This is a genomic window from Bradyrhizobium sp. HKCCYLS3077 (genome assembly GCF_051167555.1).
Classification (GTDB): domain Bacteria; phylum Pseudomonadota; class Alphaproteobacteria; order Rhizobiales; family Xanthobacteraceae; genus Bradyrhizobium.
The window spans coordinates 389,053-405,028 of sequence record NZ_JBNPTH010000002.1; the positions used below are offsets into that span (position 1 = coordinate 389,053).

The window sequence follows — 15,976 nt, forward strand, 5'->3', positions numbered from 1 at the left end:
CAACTGAGCGGGCCCCGAGGGAGGAATTCGATGAGCTGGTGCAGTCGTGCACTTTCGTTTGGTTGGCTGGCGGCCATCGCCGGCGTCGTTGCCGGGTTCGGTGTGTCGATAACATCAGCCGAGGCGCAGAACTATCCGGCGCGCAGCATGACGATGATCGTTCCGTTTGCGGCGGGCGGCCCGACCGACGTCATCGCCCGCATCGTCACCGCGCACATGGCGCAGACGCTGGGCCAGAGCATCATCATCGAGAACGTCGTCGGCGCCGGCGGCACCACGGCGACCACGCGCGCGGCGCGCGCCGCGAATGACGGCTACACGCTGATCACCGGCCATATGGGCACTCATGCCGCCGCGGTGCCGCTCTATCCCAAGCTCGCCTATCATCCGGAGAAGGATTTCGAGCCGGTGGCGCTGCTCGCGGGCACGCCGATCCTGATCCTGGCGCGCAAGGATTTCGCGCCAAAGGACACCAAGGAGTTCGTGGACTACATCAAGGCCAACAGCGAGAAGGTCAACGCCGCTCATGCCGGCGTCGGCTCGGTGTCGCATGTCTCTTGCGAACTCCTGAACTCGATCCTCGACGTCAAGCCGGTCGGCGTGCCCTTCAACGGCACGGGTCCCGCGATGAACGCGCTGGTCGCCGGTCAGGTCGACTACATGTGCGACCAGATCGTCAATGCCGTGCCGCAGATCAACGCCGGCACCATCAAGGCCTATGCGATCGCGACGCCGGAGCGCAATCCGGCGCTGCCGAACGTCCCGACCACCACGGAGGCGGGGTTACCGAAGTTCCAGGCCCAGGCCTGGAACGCGATCTTCGCGCCCAAGGGCACGTCGCCTGCGATCGTCGCCAAGCTCAACGCGGCCGCCGCCAAGGCCCTCGAGGACGAGGGCGTGCGCAAGCGCCTGCTCGAGCTCGGCAGCGTCATTCCGGCACCGGCGGATCGGACCCCGGAGGCGCTGGGGGCGCTGGTGAAGGGCGAAGTCGTCAAATGGAGCGCTGTGCTGAAGCCGGCGACCTAGCCTTCAGGCCGATGGCCAGGGCAGGGGGCGGGACCGCAGGGTTCCGCCCCTTGTCATTCGGGGCGCGGCGGCCGACATTTTTCAGGGTATAATCGGCGACCGGGCCGAGTCGAGGCTAGGGTCCGGCGATCCCCGCCGTTAAATTCGCCGCCTTCCGCCAATAGGCCACCAGCGCGCACCATGCACCAGTATCACGACCTGCTCGAACGCATCCTGTCCGACGGTGCAGAGAAGCACGACCGCACCGGCACCGGCACCTATTCCGTGTTCGGCCACCAGATGCGCTTCAACCTCGCCGCCGGCTTCCCGCTGGTCACGACCAAGCGGTTGCCGCTGAAGGCGATCGTGCATGAGCTGTTGTGGTTCCTGAAGGGCGACACCAACATCAAATATCTGCACGACCACGGCGTCACCATCTGGGACGAGTGGGCCGACGCCAATGGCGATCTCGGCCCCGTCTACGGTTATCAATGGCGATCCTGGCCGACACCGGACGGGGGGCATATCGACCAGATCAGCCATGTCATCGACATGATCAAGCGCAATCCGGATTCGCGCCGGCTGATCGTCACGGCGTGGAATCCGGCTGACGTCGAGAAGATGGCGCTGCCGCCGTGCCACTGCCTGTTCCAGTTCTACGTCGTCAACGGCAAGCTGTCGTGCCAGCTCTACCAGCGCTCGGCCGACGTCTTCCTCGGCGTGCCCTTCAACATCGCCTCCTATGCGTTGCTGACGATGATGGTGGCGCAGGTGACGGGCCTCAAGCCGGGCGAGTTCGTGCACTCCTTCGGCGACGTGCACCTCTATTCGAACCATAAAGAGCAGGCCCGCCTGCAACTGACCCGGGCGCCCCGGCCGCTACCGACCATGACGCTCAATCCCGACGTGAAGGACATCTTCGCCTTCCGCTACGAGGATTTCGCGCTCGCCGGCTACGACCCGCATCCGCACATCAAGGCCGAGGTCGCGGTCTGACGCATGCCTCTGACAATCCGTCCTGCCCGGCCTGATGACATCGGCACCGTGCTCGCGCTGATCCGCGAGCTTGCCGACTACGAGAAGCTCGCGCATGAGGTGGTGGCGACCGAGGCGGACATTGCCGGCGCGCTGTTCTGCGACCACCCGAAGCTGTTCTGCGATCTCGCGGAATGGAACGGCAGCATCGCGGGCTTCGCGGTGTGGTTCGTCAACTTCTCCACCTTCGCCGGCAGGCCCGGCATCTATCTCGAAGACCTGTTCGTACGGCCGGTGTTCCGCCGCAACGGCATCGGCCAGGCGCTGCTTGGCCATCTCGCCAAGACCTGCGTGGAGCGCGATTACGCGCGGCTGCAATGGTCGGTGCTGGACTGGAACACGCCGTCGATCACGTTCTACAAGTCGCTCGGCGCCGAGCTGATGGACGACTGGACCCTGTGCAAGGTGACGGGGGCGTCGCTGGCGCAGCTTGCGGAGAAGGCGCCGTGATCGAGATCGTGTTCGTCGTCGCCATGGCCGAGAACCGCGTGATCGGCGCTGATGGCGCGATCCCGTGGCGGCAGAAGAGCGACATGCGGCGGTTCAAGGCGATGACCATGGGCCGGCCGATCGTGATGGGGCGCAAGACCTTCATGTCGTTCCCGCGCCGGCCGCTGCCGGGCCGCACCAACATCGTCATCACCCGCGACACAGCGTTTCGCGCACCCGGCACGATCGTGACCCACGGCATCAACGAAGCGCTCACCATCGCGCGGGGTGATGCGCTGCGGCGTTCAGCCGCGGAGATTGCGATCGTCGGCGGCGCCGAGATCTATGCGGCGACGATGCCGGTCGCCGACCGGCTGGAGATCACGGAGGTGCACGCGACCCCTCCGGGCGATACGCTGTTTCCCGCGATCGATCCCGCCCAATGGACCGAGGTGGCGCGGGAGCGTCATCCTTCGGGGCCCGACGATCAGGCCGAATTCTCCTATGTGACCTATCGCCGGATCCGCTGATCGTGCGAGGCTGCGGGGCGCCGCGGCTGCCGCATCAAGACCATCCGTTAATGATGACGTCGCGTTATCAGGTCGTATGGCGGTTTCGGGGGCGCGGCAAACGGGCGCTTCCGGCCCTGTTTACATTGACAAAACCCGGTTCGGGCTTAGCTGGAGCGCTACGTTGTAAGGGGCGGGCCCGTCCCTTATAAACCGGCCGCCGACGGGGGCCGGCGTTTGGGCAGTATCAGCCTCTCGGAGGAGATCGATCGATGGCGTGGAAGAATCAGGGCGGAGGCCCGTGGGGTCAGGGTCCCAAGGGGCCCTGGGGCTCGGGACCGCAACCGGTCGGTCCAAGGCCGCCCGACCTGGAAGATCTTCTGCGGCGCGGCCAGGATCGGCTGCAGCAGTTCGTGCCGGGCGGCGGTTTCGGCACCGCGGGCATCCTCCTGATCGTGCTCGGCGCGATCGTCATCTGGCTGGCCTCCGGCATCTACCGCGTACAGTCCGAGGAGCTCGGCGTCGTGCTGCGCTTCGGCAAGTATGTCCGCGATGAGCAGCCCGGCCTGCGTTATCACCTGCCTTACCCGATCGAGACCGTGCTGCTGCCCAAGGCGCTGCGCGTCAACTCGATCTCCATCGGCATCACCGCCGGTGATGACGGCCGGCGTGGCGGCCGCGGTGGTCGCGACGTGCCCGAGGAAAGCCTGATGCTGACCGGCGACGAGAACATCGTCGACGTCGACGTCACCGTGCTCTGGCGCATCAAGCCGAAGGGCGCCGCCGACTTCCTGTTCAACATCCAGAACCCGGAAGGCACCGTGAAGGCGGTGGCCGAGAGCGCGATGCGCGAGGTGATCGGCCGCTCCAACATCCAGCCGATCCTGACCGGCGCCCGTACCGTGATCGAGCAGAACGTGCAGGAGCTGATGCAGAAGACGCTCGATAATTACGGCTCGGGCATCCAGATCACCCAGGTGCAGATGCAGAAGGTCGATCCGCCGGCCCAGGTCATCGAGGCCTTCCGCGACGTGCAGGCGGCGCGCGCCGACCTCGAGCGTCTGCAGAACGAAGCCCAGACCTACGCCAACAAGGTCGTGCCGGACGCGCGCGGCCGCGCCGCGCAGATCCTCCAGATCGCCGAAGGCTACAAGGAGCAGGCGATCGCCGAGGCCAAGGGCCAGAGCGCGCGCTTCCTGAAGGTCTATGACGAGTACAAGAAGGCTCCCGAAGTGACCCGTGAACGGATCTATCTCGAGACCATGGAGCGCGTGCTCGGCGGCTCCGAGAAGCTCGTGCTCGACAGCGGCGCCTCCGGCGGACCCGTGCCGCTGCTGCCGCTCGGCGATCTCGCGCCGCGCCGCCAGGCGCCGGCCGCTCAGCAGGGAGCCGTCCGATGAGGTCCCCCGTTGCAGGCATCGTCGCGCTGATCGCGGTGCTCGTGATCGTCGTCGTCGGCTACAGCTCGCTGTTCACCGTGGCCCAGACCGAGCAGGCGCTGGTGGTGCGGTTCGGCAAGCCGGTCGACGTCGTCACCCAGCCCGGCCTGAACTTCAAGGCGCCGTTCATCGACAACGTGATCTCGATCGACAAGCGCATCCTCGACCTCGAGAACCCCTCGCAGGAGGTGATCGCGTTCGACCAGAAGCGGCTCGTGGTCGACGCCTTCGCGCGCTACAAGATCAAGAACGCGTTGCAGTTCTACCAGAGCGTCGGCTCGATCCAGACCGCCAACGTCCAGCTCGGCACCTTGCTCAACGCGGCGCTGCGCCGCGTGCTCGGCGAGGTCACCTTCACGCAGGTCGTGCGTGACGAACGCGAGGGCCTGATGCGCAAGATCCGCGATCAGCTCGACAAGGAGGCCGACGCCTACGGCATCCAGGTGGTCGACGTCCGCATCCGCCGCGCCGACCTGCCTGAGGCCAACAGCCAGGCCGTCTACAAGCGCATGATGACCGAGCGGCAGCGCGAGGCCGAGGAGTTCCGCGCGCTCGGCGGCCAGAAGGCCCAGGAGATCCGGTCAAAGGCCGATCGCGAGGCGACGGTGATCGTCGCCGAGGCGAACTCGCAGGCCGAGCAGACCCGGGGCGCCGGCGACGCCGAGCGCAACCGGCTGTTTGCCGAGGCCTACGGCAAGGACCGCGACTTCTTCGCCTTCTACCGCTCGATGACGGCGTATGAGAACGGCCTGAAGTCCGGCGACACCCGCTTCCTGCTGCGGCCCGATTCGGAGTTCTTCCGCTACTTCGCCAACCCCTCGGGGAAGTCGGGTGCGGAGACGCCATCGACCGCTGCCAGCAGCTCGACCGCGGCTGCTGCGGTGCCGGCTCCCAAGCCGTGATGGTGTTGGCTGCGGCCGATCCGGGCGAATAAGAGTTGACACGGACGGGGCGAAGCCGTTGCTTCGCCCCGCTTGATATCAAGAAGGTCGAATGGGAGGTCCGGGTCCGATGAGGTCCATTGCTTTTTCCGATTTCCTCATCGGATTGGGTATCCTGTTCGTGCTCGAAGGCCTGATGTTCGCGGCCAGTCCGGACTGGATGCGGCGGGCGATGAAGACGGCGATGGCCACGCCCGACAATGTGCTGCGCGCCGTCGGCATCGGCTCGGCGGTTGCGGGCCTTGTTCTGATCTGGGTGATCCGGCGGCCGATCTGAGCGGCCGAAGGGCGGCCGGTCCGCTCCCGTCCCCGGCAGACAGGAACGCCGGCCGGGCCCGGTCATTGCCGTTCGCCGCCCGGCCAACGCCATTGTGAGGCGATGGCTGCGCCATTTTGCCGTATTAGGTCGCCCTCAATGATGAATTCGGTGGTCCGATCCGGCGTGCTTGCGTCGCCGCCCGGTTCCGGCGCACTGTACCGTTGAATTCGCCGCTTTTTCTGGAGATCCGCCCGATGACCGCAACGCTTGCTTTCAGCCGTCGCCTGCGTCCCGTCCTGGCTGCGGCCGTCCTCGCCGCCGGCTGGGCGCTGGCGCCGGCCCCGGCCTCGGCGCGCGGTCCGGAGGGGATCGCCGACGTCGCCGAGAAGGTGATCGACGCCGTCGTCAACATCTCGACCTCGCAGACCGTCGAGGCCAAGGGCGGCGGCTCCTCCGAGGGCCGCAACGCCAATCCGCAGGTGCCGCCGGGCTCGCCGTTCGAGGAGTTCTTCGACGACTTCTTCAAGAACCGCCGCGGCGGTCCGGGTGGCCGTGGCGGCGCCGACAACTCGCCCCGCCGCACCAACTCGCTCGGCTCCGGCTTCATCGTCGACGACTCGGGCGTGGTCGTCACCAACAACCACGTCATCGCCGATGCCGACGAGATCAACGTGATCCTCAACGACGGCACCAAGATCAAGGCCGAGCTGGTCGGCGTCGACAAGAAGACCGACCTTGCGGTGCTCAAGTTCAAGCCGCCGCGGCAGCTCACGGTCGTCAAGTTCGGCGACTCCGACAAGCTGCGGCTCGGCGACTGGGTGGTCGCGATCGGCAACCCGTTCAGCCTCGGCGGCACGGTCACCGCCGGCATCGTCTCGGCCAAGAACCGCGACATCTCGTCGGGTCCCTATGACAGCTACATCCAGACCGACGCCGCCATCAACCGCGGCAATTCCGGCGGTCCGCTGTTCAACCTCGATGGCGAGGTCATCGGCGTCAACACGCTGATCATCTCGCCGTCGGGCGGCTCGATCGGCATCGGCTTCGCCGTGCCGTCCAAGACGGTTGCCGGCGTCGTCGATCAGCTTCGCCAGTTCGGCGAGCTGCGCCGCGGCTGGCTCGGCGTGCGCATCCAGGGCGTCACCGATGAGATCGCCGAGAGCCTCAACATCAAGCCCGCCCGCGGCGCGCTGGTTGCCGGCGTCGACGACAAGGGCCCGGCCAAGCCGGCCGGCATCGAGCCCGGCGACGTCGTCGTCAAGTTCGACGGCCGCGACATCAAGGAGCCGAAGGACCTGTCGCGCATCGTCGCCGATACGGCTGTCGGCAAGGAGGTCGACGTCGTCGTGATCCGCAAGGGCCAGGAGCAGACGTTGAAGGTCAAGCTCGGCCGGCTCGAGGACAATGAGAAGGTGCAGCAGGCCGCGATCAAGAAGGACGAGCCGGCCGAGAAGCCGGTGACCCAGAAGGCGCTCGGGCTCGATCTCGCCGCGTTGTCGAAGGATTTGCGCACGCGCTACAAGATCAAGGACAGCGTCAAGGGCGTCGTCGTCACCGGCGTCGACCAGTCCTCCGATGCCGCCGAGAAGCGGCTGTCGGCCGGCGACGTCATCGTCGAGGTCGCGCAGGAGGCGGTGACCTCCGGCGCCGACATCAAGAAGCGCGTCGATCAGTTGAAGAAGGACGGCAAGAAGTCGGTCCTGCTGCTGGTGTCGAACGCCGACGGCGAGCTGCGCTTCGTGGCGTTGAGCTTGCAGTAGCGCGGACTGTGGTCGATCGAGGTCAGCGACGCTGTCAGATACTGCGCCCTCTCCCACCCTGGCGAAGCTTCGCTTCGCCTTGGGGGAGAGGGCGCTGTATCTGGCAGAGCTGATCACGCTTGCTGAGTTGATAGTATGTGGGGTGGGCAAAGGCGCGCCCATACTGCGGGCTTGATGCGCCGAGCTATCCCGCGCCGTGCCCACTATTGCCGTCCGCGATTGCGGATCGACGGTGGGCACGCGACCGCCCTGCGGGCGTCCGCTTTGCCCATCCTACGGCGCCATCGCTGAGAGCCCGACTGCATCGACGTACTTCGCTGTCGTCCCGGCCTTGAGCCGGGACCCATACCCCCAGGGAGCGGTTTGGGGGCAGGCTGGTCATTAGCATTTTGCCCGTCACATCCGCTGCGGCGTATGGGTCCCGGATCGGCGCCGTGCCGCGCTGTCGCGCGTCGCGGCTTGTCCGGGACGACGATGGGGAAACATCCGATTCACATCTCAAACAGCGCAGGCGAAGTCATCAGTTGGACGACATGCGATCGCGTTCTCGCGGCTGCTATCGCCCGAGCTCTGCGACCACTCGTCCCTCGCGAACATGCAGAGGGCGCAGGGAATGCCGGGTGACAGCCTCACCCATGGCCCGCCTGCGGAAAAAAATGCAGGCGGCAGGTACCACAGGCAAAGCCGGAACACGCCGGCATTCCCTGCGCGATGGTCTTCACGCTTATACGCAGTCTCCCTGGTGCGCCGGGCTTGTTGGCCACCATGCCGCAACAATGCTTGCGCATTGCGCGGGGGGACACCAGCATCGGGGTGTCAGGACGCTGCGACTTCACGTCCGCAACCGATCGTTCGTCCGCGCCTCCGTTGCCGAAGACGCTGCGATCTCTCGCGGCCACCGCATCCCACCTCGCGTGTCGTGACGATCGCGCGCAACGCCCCTCCGCAGTGAGGCGGGATGGGCGGATCCAACCACGACTTCAGAAAAATAGCAATTAGATTATTTTTATCGGAAGTCGAGGGCGCGCTACCGGAGGCGCGGCGGACTGGTCCCGCCGCACCCGCCGCTCACAGCGAGCGCTGATTGACCCGCTTCGACAGCTCCTCGGCGCTTTCCTTGCGCTCGGAGTAGCGGTCGACCAGATAGTCCGCGCGGTCGCGCGTCAGCAGCGTGAACTTCACGAGCTCCTCCATGACGTCCACCACGCGATCGTAATAGGCCGAGGGCTTCATGCGGTCGTCGTCGTCGAACTCCGCGAACGCCTTGGGCACCGAGGACTGGTTCGGGATGGTGATCAGGCGCATCCAGCGCCCGAGCACGCGGAGCTGGTTCACCGCGTTGAACGACTGAGAGCCGCCGGAGACCTGCATCACCGCGAGCGTCTTGCCCTGCGTCGGCCTGGTGGCGCCGAGCGCGAGCGGAATCCAGTCGATCTGCGTCTTCATCACGCCGGTCATCGCGCCATGCCGCTCCGGCGAGCACCACACCATGCCCTCGCACCAGGTCACGAGGTCGCGCAACTCGTTGACCTTGGGATGATCCGGCCAGGCGTCGTCGACCAGCGGCAGCCCGTGCGGGTCGAAGCTCCGCGTCTCCGCGCCGAAGCGCGTCAGGATGCGCGCAGCCTCCTCGGTCAGCAGCCGGCTGAACGAGCGTTGCCGGAGCGATCCGTACAGCAGCAGGATGCGTGGTGGATGCGAGGAGGGCGTGACGTCGAGGAGCTTTGCGCGATCGATCGGGCTGAACGAGGCCTCGTTAAGCTGCGGCGTCTCATCAGTCAAGGCGGCTCTCCGGACGGATCTGGCACCAACGGGGTTGCGAGCGCCCTCGGGCCGGCACGACGGAGGCTCGATGAGAACGGCTCCTCGCAAGCATGGCGCCTGGATTCAGGTCGGTCAACGGAAGCAGGCAGATGGGGCTCAACTGAGGCGCCGGGCTGCATGGCGCTGCTGGACTCGTCGGGCGCCTGAAGAGGCGCGAAGCCAGAGGCGGCACCTCCTCGATGCCCGCGGAGCAGGCTCGAGGAGATGGCCGAGAGCGAAGGTCGCGCCTTTAGTTGCGCGCGTTGCCGATGGTGCTCGGCGCGAGCGCGGCGCTGCGGCGATGAGGCGTCAGTACGGCGAGCTGCAGCGGCGTGGCCGGCATGCCGGCACGGATGAGGTCGGCGACCGGAGCCTGCTCCTCGGCGGCCGAGGCGCCGATGACGGCAAGCTGATGCTGGGTGGCGGGAAGCGAGGCGGCTTCGAAGGTCGGGCGCTCGTCGGCGAAAGCGGCACCGGCGGCGAGCGTCACCGCGACAAGAGCGCTGGTGGCGAAGGTTTTGGAGAAGGTCATCGAGCGGTCCTTTGGATACGAGGATCGATTGCGCATGCAATCGCGGTTCGTTTCCTTGGACGCTCCCTGAGACGTTTTCGCTCTTAGGTTATACGCGGGGTGTTTGACAATTCATTGATTTTTGATGTCGGGAGAACGGCAGCTTGGTACCGGTCTTCATGGGATCATCGAATGAGGTGATATGCGATCTGGAATGATGCGGCATGGCGTTGCGCGTGCGCGGGCTGGAATGAAATAAAACTCCGAAGGTTGACGCTGCAAACCATGCCGCGGCGGTCAACCGGCCGCATGCGATTCGTTTAGCGGCCCCCCGATTTCGAGCGCTAAATGTGGCTCCGTTATTGCGAGCGCAGCGAAGCAATCCAGGGCTGCACAAGGACTCTGGATTGCTTCGCTGCGCTCGCAATGACGGTTTGGGCAAGCAGCTTGCGCCACTCTCCGCCGTCATCGTCCGCGAAGGCGGACGATCCAGTACGTCGGGACGGTCGTGATCGACCCGAGACGCCGCGGCGTACTGGATGCCCGCCTGCGCGGGCATGACACTGAGTTTTTGCCGCACAAGGTTTGCCGTAGCCAGCGTGAGCGTAGCGAGATGCGGGGTCTCACGAACGAGCAGGAGACCCTGGGTCGCTTCGCTCGCCCGGGCTACGCCCTCCACGGTCATTGCGAGCGCAGTGCGCTGTGCTCGCAATGACGCTGGAAGGGGCGCGGCGTCCTCGCTGGCGCTTGTTAGTATCAGTCCACGAACTGATCGCGCGTGTAGCCCTGGGCGTAGAGCAGGGCGGTGAGGTCGCCGTGGTCGATGCGGGCGGAGGCGGCTGCGGAGACGGCGGGCTTGGCGTGATAGGCGACGCCGAGGCCGGCCGCCTCGATCATGCCGAGATCGTTGGCGCCATCGCCGACCGCGAGCGTGTCGATCTCGTCGACGTCGAAGGACTCGCGCAGCTCGACGAGGGTGGCGAGCTTGGCGTCGCGGCCGATGATCGGCTCGCGCACCTCGCCGGTCAGCTTGCCGGCATCGATGACGAGCTCGTTGGCGCGGTTCTCCTGAAAGCCGATCTTGGCCGCGACCGCATTGGTGAACAGCGTGAAGCCGCCGGAGATCAGGCAGGTATAGGCGCCATGCGCGCGCATCGTCATCACGAGCTGGCGAGCGCCCGGCGTCAGCTTGATGCGCTTGGCGAGCACCTCGTCGACGACGCTGACCGGCAGGTCCTTCAGCAGCGCGACGCGCTCGCGCAGCGCCGGCTCGAAGGCGATCTCGCCGCGCATCGCGCGCTCGGTGATGGCGGCGACCTTCGGCTTCAGCCCGGCAAAATCGGCCAGCTCGTCGATGCATTCCTGGCCGATCATGGTGCTATCCATGTCCGCGAGAAAAAGCTTCTTGCGCCGGACGGCCTCGGGCTGCACCACGATGTCGATCGGCATGTCGCCGCGCAGGTCGCGCAGCCGCGCCTCGAGCTTGTGGACCTCGCCGTCATGCGAGAACGGGATGTCGATCGCGACCTCGTCGAACAGCCAGCGCGGCGTGCCCGGCGACGGCAGCACGGCCAGGAAGGCCTCCACGATCGTGGTATCAAGTGCGGGATCGGCGGGATTGCAGATGAAGGTGGCGACGAGAGACATCAGGTGACTTTGCCAGGGATCAACAAAGCCGTGCTTATCGCAGGGCCGACCGCCAGCGGCAAGTCGGCGCTGGCGATGGAACTTGCGCAAAAAGCGGGCGGGGTCGTCATCAATACCGATTCCATGCAGATCTACCGCGACCTGAGGGTGCTGACGGCGCGGCCGACAGTCGAGGAAGAGGCCGCGGTGCCGCACCGGCTGTACGGCCACGTCGATGCCGCCGTGAACTACTCGGCCGGCCATTTTGTCCGTGATGCCGCCGAGGTGCTTGATGGGGTGCTGGGGGCAGGGCGGCTGCCGATCTTCATCGGCGGCACCGGGCTGTACTTCAAGGCGCTGACGCGGGGGCTGTCGGCGGTGCCGCCAGTGCCGGAGGAGGTGCGCGAGGCGGTGCGCGAAAGACTCGAGCGCGAGGGTGTCGAGGCGCTGCATGCCGAGCTGGCGCGCCGCGATCCCGAGGCGGGGGCGCGGCTGAACGTCCGCGACCGTACTCGGGTGGCCCGGGCACTGGAGGTGATCGAGGCGACCGGTCGGCCATTGGCCGACTGGCACGCGGAGACGACGCCACCGCTGCTGCCGGAGGGGAGCTATCGCGCGCTGTTCATCGCGCCGGAGCGAGAGGCGCTGTATGCGCGGATCGATGCGCGGTTCGAGGCGATGCTGGAGGCCGGCGCCCTGGCGGAGGTCGAGCGGCTCGCCGCGCGCGGCCTCGATCCGCTGCTGCCGGCGATGAAGGCCCACGGCGTGCCGGCCCTGATCCGTTCTCTCCGGGGCGAGATCACGCGCGAGGAGGCGGCCACCATCGGCAAGGCGGACACGCGACATTACGCCAAGCGGCAGTTCACCTGGTTTCGGCATCAGCTGCCGGAGTTCGAGTGGATGAGCCCGGAGGCGGCGAGGGGGTGGGTCGTCAAACTCTAGCGGCATCGTCATTCCGGGACATCGCGAAGCGATGGGCCCGGAATCCATAACCACGATCGGGCGTATGGATTCCGGGCTCGCCCTTCGGGCGCCCCGGAATGACGACCTGGTTTGGAGATGCAGCGGGTCCTCTTCTCCAGCCCTTTTTGCCTTGTCTTGGAAAGCAGAGGCCAAATTACCGCTCGCCGAACCGCAAATTCCGCGCTACCTTGACAAAATCGCGCTGGCGAGCCTGCTTTGCCTTGACATCAAGGTCACCATGGTTATGTTCGCGCAACCTTTGGGAAGCCAACTCGCCGTCATGCGCAATTTTATTGCCATTCTCCTTATCGTAGTCGTACCCAGGCGCATCGCCGGGGATGGCTAGCGGCCATCCAAAATCCGAGCGGTGCGCAGGGCCTTCCAGGGCCCTTTTTTATTGCCCGGAAGCCACCACCGATCCTGAACCAAGCGACTGAAGCCCAAGCGAACCGACCGACCAAACGACCACCCGCTTTCGAGAAGCGATCCGGAGCCCACCATGACCGACAAGAGCCACGATCCGAACCAGATGACCGGCGCCGCGATGATCGTGCGCGCGCTCATCGACCACGGCGTGCAGCACATCTTCGGCTATCCCGGCGGCGCGGTGCTTCCGATCTATGACGAGATCTTCCAGCAGAGCGAGGTCGAGCACATCCTGGTCCGCCACGAGCAGGGCGCGGGCCACGCCGCGGAGGGCTATGCGCGCTCGACCGGCAAGCCCGGCGTCGTGCTGGTGACCTCGGGTCCCGGCGCCACCAACATGGTGACGCCGCTGGCGGATGCGATGATGGATTCGATCCCGCTGGTCTGCATCACCGGCCAGGTGCCGACGCATCTGATCGGCAACGACGCCTTCCAGGAGTGCGACACCGTCGGCATCACCCGGCCCTGCACCAAGCACAACTGGCTGGTCCGCAACGTCAATGATCTCGCCAAGGTGCTGCACGAGGCGTTCTATGTCGCGACGTCCGGCCGCCCCGGCCCGGTCGTCGTCGACGTGCCGAAGGACGTGCAGTTCGCCACCGGCACCTATCATCCGCCGCGCAAGTCCGACGTCCACGTCTCCTACGCGCCGCGCGTCAAGGGCGACGCGATGCAGATCCGCAAAGCCGTCGCGCTGTTGGCCTCGGCCAAGCGGCCGGTGATCTATTCCGGCGGCGGCGTCATTAATTCTGGCCCCGAGGCGTCGCGGCTGCTGCGCGAGCTGGTCGAGGTCACCGGCTTTCCGATCACTTCGACCCTGATGGGCCTGGGCGCCTATCCGGCGTCGGGTCCCAATTGGCTGGGCATGCTGGGCATGCACGGCACCTACGAGGCCAACATGACGATGCATGATTGCGACGTCATGCTGTGCGTCGGCGCGCGCTTCGACGACCGCATCACCGGCCGCACCGACGCGTTCTCGCCGAACTCGAAGAAGATCCACATCGACATCGATCCGTCCTCGATCAACAAGAACATCCGCGTCGACGTGCCGATCATCGGCGATTGCGGCGACGTGCTCGCCGACATCCTGCAGGTGTTCAAGGCGGAGGCGAAGAAGCCCGACATCAAGTCGTGGTGGCAGGAGATCGCGGTCTGGCGCGCGCGCAACTCGCTCGCCTACAAGCCCAACCGTGACGTCATCATGCCGCAATATGCGATCCAGCGGCTGTTCGAGCTGACGCGCGGCCGCGACACCTACATCACGACCGAGGTCGGCCAGCACCAGATGTGGGCGGCGCAGTTCTACGGCTTCGAGGAGCCGCACCGCTGGATGACCTCCGGCGGCCTCGGCACCATGGGCTATGGCCTGCCGGCGGCGATCGGCGTCCAGGTCGCGCATCCCGACAGCCTGGTCATCGACATCGGCGGCGATGCCTCGGTGCAGATGACGATGCAGGAGATGTCGACGGCCGTGCAGTACGAGCTGCCGGTCAAGATCTTCATCCTGAACAACCAGTACATGGGCATGGTGCGGCAGTGGCAGCAGCTGCTGCACGGCAACCGCCTGTCGCATTCCTACTCGGAGGCGCTGCCGGACTTCGTCAAGCTCGCGGAGGCTTATGGCGGCGTCGGATTGCAGGTGAGCAAGCCGGGCGATCTCGACGGCGCGATCAAGGAGATGATCTCGGTGAAGAAGCCGGTGCTGTTCGACTGTCGCGTCGCGGCGCTGGAAAACTGCTTCCCAATGATCCCGTCGGGCAAGGCGCATAACGAGATGATCCTGCCGGCCGAGGCGTCCGATCCGGCCGCGGCGTTCGCGGGCGGCAAGGCGCTGGTGTGAGTCGAACCGGTAGCACTGAAGAGCTGATGTGAGATCGTCGTGACCGGGATGCGCCCCACAAACTCCGCTGTCATCGCCCGGCTTGACCGGGCGATCCAGTACGCCGCGGCCGTCGTGGGTCCGACGACCGCCGCGGCGTACTGGATGCCCGCCTTCGCGGGCATGACACGGTGGTGCGGCAGGCGCGCTCCTAACCTTTCCCCGCGTGCGGGGAGAGGTCGGATCGCATCGCCAGATGCGATCCGGGTGAGGGAGGCTCTCCGCACGGTCGGTGCCCGTGGCTGCCCCTCACCCCAACCCTCTCCCCGTAAGAACGGGGAGAGGGGGCGCAGCGGCGCTCGCGGTTGCGAGCTCGACAAACATGAGCAGTCCCATGTTCACATTAGCTGAGCTCGAAGCCGCCCACGCCATCGTCGGCACTGCCGTGCCGGCGACGCCGGCGCATGCGTGGCCGCTGCTGGCGCAGCGGCTGGGGACTGAGGTCGTCGTCAAGCACGAGAACCATACGCCGGCGGGTGCCTTCAAGGTGCGCGGCGGGCTCGTCTATGTCGACAACCTCAAGCGCACGCAGCCGGATGTCCGCGGGCTGATCACCGCGACGCGCGGCAATCATGGCCAGAGCGTTGCGTTCGCCGGCCGCCGCAACGGCCTGCCGGTGACGATCTATGTGCCGAAAGGCAACTCGGTCGAGAAGAACCGCGCGATGGCGGCGTTCGGGGCGGAGCTGATCGAGCACGGCAGCGACTTCCAGGAATCGCGCGAGGAGGCGATCCGCCACGCCGCGCGCGACGGCCTGCACATGGTGCCGTCGTTCCATCCGGATCTCGTCCGCGGCGTCGCCACCTACGCGCTGGAGCTGCTGCGCGCGGCGCCCGATCTCGACGTGCTCTATGTGTCGGTCGGGCAGGGCTCCGGCATCTGCGGCTGCATCCTGGCGCGCGATCTGCTCGGGCTGAAGACCGAGATCGTCGGCGTGCAATCGACCGGCGCGCCGTCCTATGCGCTGTCGTTCGCGGCGCGTACGGTTGTCACGACCAACAGCGCCGACACCCATGCCGACGGCCTCGCGACCCGCAGCCCGGATGCGGATGCGCTCGCGATCATCCTGAAGGGCGCCTCGCGCATCGTGCAGGTCAGCGATGCCGAGATCGCCGACGCCATCCGCATCTTCTGGACCGATACTCACAATGTCGCCGAAGGCGCCGGCGCGGCCTCGCTCGCGGCCGCCTTGCAAGAGAAGCCCAAGCTGGCCGGCAAACGCGTCGGCCTGGTGCTGACCGGCGGCAACATCGATCTCGACCTGTTCAGGCGCTGGGTGATGCCGGCGGCCGCTGAAACTGAGAAGGCGGGTGCCGCATGAGGTGCACCCTGCGCACCACAAACAACGCCGTCATGCCCGGGCTTGACCCGGGCATCCACGAGCCGCG

General features: G+C 66.4%; 15 protein-coding genes. 12 read left to right on the plus strand and 3 right to left on the minus strand.

The genetic code is table 11. The features are described from left to right. The first annotated feature begins 30 nt into the window (after nt 1-30). The 8 genes from ACQR0Z_RS07785 to ACQR0Z_RS07820 all read left to right on the plus strand — a co-directional run bounded on the left by ACQR0Z_RS07785 (nt 31) and on the right by ACQR0Z_RS07820 (nt 7,377). On the plus strand, nt 31-1,026 hold the full coding sequence (locus ACQR0Z_RS07785) for a tripartite tricarboxylate transporter substrate-binding protein (RefSeq protein ID WP_434918238.1): 996 nt from the start codon (nt 31-33) through the stop codon (nt 1,024-1,026). 180 nt (nt 1,027-1,206) lie between these two features. Continuing rightward, nucleotides 1,207-2,001: a thymidylate synthase gene (locus tag ACQR0Z_RS07790; protein ID WP_434918239.1), complete on the plus strand. Its 795-nt coding sequence runs from the start codon at nt 1,207-1,209 to the stop codon at nt 1,999-2,001. 3 nt (nt 2,002-2,004) lie between these two features. After that, nucleotides 2,005-2,490 carry a GNAT family N-acetyltransferase gene (locus ACQR0Z_RS07795; protein WP_434918240.1) on the plus strand — a complete coding sequence of 162 codons (486 nt, stop codon included), beginning with the start codon at nt 2,005-2,007 and terminating at the stop codon, nt 2,488-2,490. Beyond that, nucleotides 2,487-2,999: a dihydrofolate reductase gene (locus ACQR0Z_RS07800; protein WP_434918241.1), complete on the plus strand. Its 513-nt coding sequence runs from the start codon at nt 2,487-2,489 to the stop codon at nt 2,997-2,999. The genes ACQR0Z_RS07795 and ACQR0Z_RS07800 overlap by 4 nt, the downstream gene beginning before the upstream one ends. 251 nt (nt 3,000-3,250) lie before the next feature. Next, entirely contained in the window at nt 3,251-4,378 is a 1,128-nt protein-coding gene (hflK, locus tag ACQR0Z_RS07805; RefSeq protein ID WP_434918242.1) for an FtsH protease activity modulator HflK, read from the plus strand. After that, a complete protein-coding gene (gene hflC, locus ACQR0Z_RS07810; protein ID WP_434918243.1) occupies nt 4,375-5,319 on the plus strand; it encodes a protease modulator HflC in 945 nt (314 codons plus the stop codon). The genes hflK and hflC overlap by 4 nt, the downstream gene beginning before the upstream one ends. 109 nt (nt 5,320-5,428) lie before the next feature. After that, a complete protein-coding gene (locus ACQR0Z_RS07815) occupies nt 5,429-5,635 on the plus strand; it encodes a DUF2065 domain-containing protein (RefSeq protein WP_006615035.1) in 207 nt (68 codons plus the stop codon). A gap of 236 nt (nt 5,636-5,871) precedes the next feature. Further along, nucleotides 5,872-7,377 (plus strand): Do family serine endopeptidase, encoded by a 1,506-nt coding sequence (locus ACQR0Z_RS07820; protein WP_434918244.1) that lies wholly within the window; start codon nt 5,872-5,874, stop codon nt 7,375-7,377. Between the two features lie 1,068 nt (nt 7,378-8,445). Here the strand turns inward: ACQR0Z_RS07820 and arsH are convergent. From arsH to serB, 3 genes are all read right to left on the minus strand, one after another. Beyond that, complete coding sequence (gene arsH, locus ACQR0Z_RS07825) at nt 8,446-9,159, minus strand: arsenical resistance protein ArsH (protein ID WP_434918245.1); 714 nt, start codon at nt 9,157-9,159, stop codon at nt 8,446-8,448. 271 nt (nt 9,160-9,430) lie between these two features. Beyond that, nucleotides 9,431-9,712 (minus strand): hypothetical protein, encoded by a 282-nt coding sequence (locus tag ACQR0Z_RS07830; RefSeq protein ID WP_434876592.1) that lies wholly within the window; start codon nt 9,710-9,712, stop codon nt 9,431-9,433. Between the two features lie 735 nt (nt 9,713-10,447). Next, entirely contained in the window at nt 10,448-11,338 is an 891-nt protein-coding gene (gene serB / locus ACQR0Z_RS07835; RefSeq protein ID WP_434876591.1) for a phosphoserine phosphatase SerB, read from the minus strand. Between the two features lie 3 nt (nt 11,339-11,341). On the opposite strand from serB, the gene miaA reads away from it, so the two are divergent. The 4 genes from miaA (at nt 11,342) to ACQR0Z_RS07855 (ending at nt 15,909) form a co-directional block, all read left to right on the plus strand. Continuing rightward, the gene (gene miaA, locus ACQR0Z_RS07840) at nt 11,342-12,259 is read left to right on the plus strand and encodes a tRNA (adenosine(37)-N6)-dimethylallyltransferase MiaA (RefSeq protein ID WP_434918246.1); all 918 of its coding nucleotides are present in this window, start codon (nt 11,342-11,344) and stop codon (nt 12,257-12,259) included. A 64-nt stretch (nt 12,260-12,323) separates the two neighbouring features. Next, nucleotides 12,324-12,626 carry a hypothetical protein gene (locus ACQR0Z_RS07845; RefSeq protein WP_434918247.1) on the plus strand — a complete coding sequence of 101 codons (303 nt, stop codon included), beginning with the start codon at nt 12,324-12,326 and terminating at the stop codon, nt 12,624-12,626. A 153-nt stretch (nt 12,627-12,779) separates the two neighbouring features. Then, nucleotides 12,780-14,549: an acetolactate synthase 3 large subunit gene (locus ACQR0Z_RS07850; RefSeq protein WP_434918248.1), complete on the plus strand. Its 1,770-nt coding sequence runs from the start codon at nt 12,780-12,782 to the stop codon at nt 14,547-14,549. Between the two features lie 373 nt (nt 14,550-14,922). Beyond that, the gene (locus tag ACQR0Z_RS07855; protein ID WP_434876587.1) at nt 14,923-15,909 is read left to right on the plus strand and encodes a threonine dehydratase; all 987 of its coding nucleotides are present in this window, start codon (nt 14,923-14,925) and stop codon (nt 15,907-15,909) included. Nucleotides 15,910-15,976: the final 67 nt, after the last annotated feature.